Raw genomic sequence first — 1,806 nt, 5'->3', positions numbered from 1 at the left:
CTCCTCCCAGCTTCCAGAACTTCCGGCACAGAGTGGCCAGTGGTTACTGCTTTGTAGCGAAAAAGGTCCACAGGCATGGTTCCGTCTTAACGATCAGATCCGTACCGAAGCCGCAGATACAATTAAGCACCTACAATCACTAGGCCTTCAGTGTGAAATGCTGACCGGAGATAGCTCCAGTGCGGTGGGCGAGGTTGCAGCGATACTGAACATTGATCATGTCGTTTCAGGTGTATCACCTGAACAGAAGCTCGCTCATATCCAACAACTGCAGCAAAACGGTGCGCAGGTCATCATGGTCGGCGATGGTATTAACGATATCCCAGTACTCGCAGGCGCCCAGACCTCTATTGCCATGGGCTCTGCAACAGATCTGGCAAAAACTAATGCCGACGGCGTACTGATATCTGCGGACCTGTTACGTCTGGTTGATGCCATTAAACTGTCCAGGAAAACACGTTCCGTTATACGCCAGAACCTTGGATGGGCTGCAGGGTATAACTTTTTAGCGCTGCCATTGGCGGCACTGGGCTTTGTCGCTCCGTATATGGCAGCGTTAGGCATGTCATTAAGTTCACTGGTCGTCGTTGGCAACGCTTTACGCCTGTCTAAACTCAGCAAGACCAATCGTGTAAAATAGCCTCATAAAGTCGAGTAAACAGGCCCGCTATGGACATTATTTTTCTGCTCATCCCTATCGCTATCATTCTTGTGAGCTTTGCAATCTGGGCTTTCTTTTACAGCGTGAATAGCGGTCAGTTTGAAGATCTCGAATCCCCTGCTCACAGCATTCTGTTTGAAGATGACGACCACCTTATCCCGGATGATCTGAAAGATAAGGCGAAAGATAAAAACAGCGACGAGCAAAAACCTGAATGAACGAGCCTCTCGCGCTCTCCACCGCATTTATTTTGGGTTTGCTGGGTGGTACTCACTGCCTGGGCATGTGCGGGGGCATTGCAGCAACTGTCTCGATGAGTGCTCCTAAAGGCTGGCGCGGCTCCCTATTGCTTGGCGGCTATAATATTGGACGTATCGCTAGCTATACCGCAGCGGGTGCACTGATCGGCAGCCTAAGCTGGCTCATGCGCGACCAACAGATCGTCATAGTGCTGCGTACCTTCGCGGGTTTGATGCTAATCGCGATGGGACTTTATGTTGCGCAGTGGTGGCAAGGTCTAACCTATATAGAGAAGGCCGGCGGCACACTCTGGAAACAGATTCAGCCATTGGCAAGCAAACTACTGCCGGTTAAAAGCTTATCCCAGGCAGTTACCCTCGGCCTGGTATGGGGCTGGCTCCCCTGCGGGTTGGTTTACAGCACTCTAATCTGGTCATCGGCCGCGGCGGACTGGACGCTTAGCGCGCAATTGATGCTGATGTTCGGTTTGGGCACCTTGCCGACCATGCTGCTGACGGGTTTATTGGCCCAACGCGTTAAGCTTATATTTCAGCAACGACTGACCCGCAGCCTGTTTGGCATCATCATTATGGTATTTGGCGTCTACACGCTCCCCTGGCAAGGCCTGCTCGCCCATTGATCTAGATCAAGGTAGCAGTGCATCACCCCCCCTAGAATTGCCGGGTTTTGACATATTTAAGAGGTAGTAATTTTGGCTAGCAACAACCTGATCAAATGGGATCTGGATCTGATTAAGCGATACGATCTGTCCGGTCCACGCTATACCTCTTATCCGACTGCACTGCAGTTTGACCCGGACCAGTCCGCTCAGGATCTGGTCGCGACCGGAATGAAAACCACCGACAGCAATGCACCGCTGTCGTTGTATTTCCATATCCCTTTCT

At 51.5% G+C, this 1,806-nt stretch carries 3 protein-coding genes and 1 pseudogene; all 4 read left to right on the top strand.

Annotation, left to right across the window (positions count from 1 at the left end; genetic code table 11):
* On the top strand, positions 1–640 hold a 640-nt coding region (locus ABYW01_RS20785; RefSeq protein ID WP_372836438.1), incomplete at its 5' end, for an HAD-IC family P-type ATPase.
* 29 nt (positions 641–669) lie between these two features.
* Positions 670–879: a cbb3-type cytochrome oxidase assembly protein CcoS gene (ccoS, locus tag ABYW01_RS20780; RefSeq protein WP_372836436.1), complete on the top strand. Its 210-nt coding sequence runs from the start codon at positions 670–672 to the stop codon at positions 877–879.
* Positions 876–1,541, top strand: coding sequence for a sulfite exporter TauE/SafE family protein (locus ABYW01_RS20775; RefSeq protein WP_372836434.1), 666 nt, complete (start codon positions 876–878; stop codon positions 1,539–1,541). The genes ccoS and ABYW01_RS20775 overlap by 4 nt, the downstream gene beginning before the upstream one ends.
* 72 nt (positions 1,542–1,613) lie before the next feature.
* A pseudogene (locus ABYW01_RS20770) lies at positions 1,614–1,806 on the top strand (coproporphyrinogen III oxidase); the annotation flags it as partial.

The organism is Pontibacterium sp., from assembly GCF_041587635.1.
Taxonomy (GTDB): Bacteria; Pseudomonadota; Gammaproteobacteria; order Pseudomonadales; family Balneatricaceae; genus Pontibacterium.
This window is presented reverse-complemented; position numbering and strand designations above follow the sequence as displayed.

Coding starts and splice junctions, on each gene's coding strand:
- ABYW01_RS20775 (WP_372836434.1), top strand. CDS start 876: ATGAACGAGCCTCTCGCGCTCTCCACCGCATTTATTTTGGGTTTGCTG.
- ccoS (WP_372836436.1), top strand. CDS start 670: ATGGACATTATTTTTCTGCTCATCCCTATCGCTATCATTCTTGTGAGC.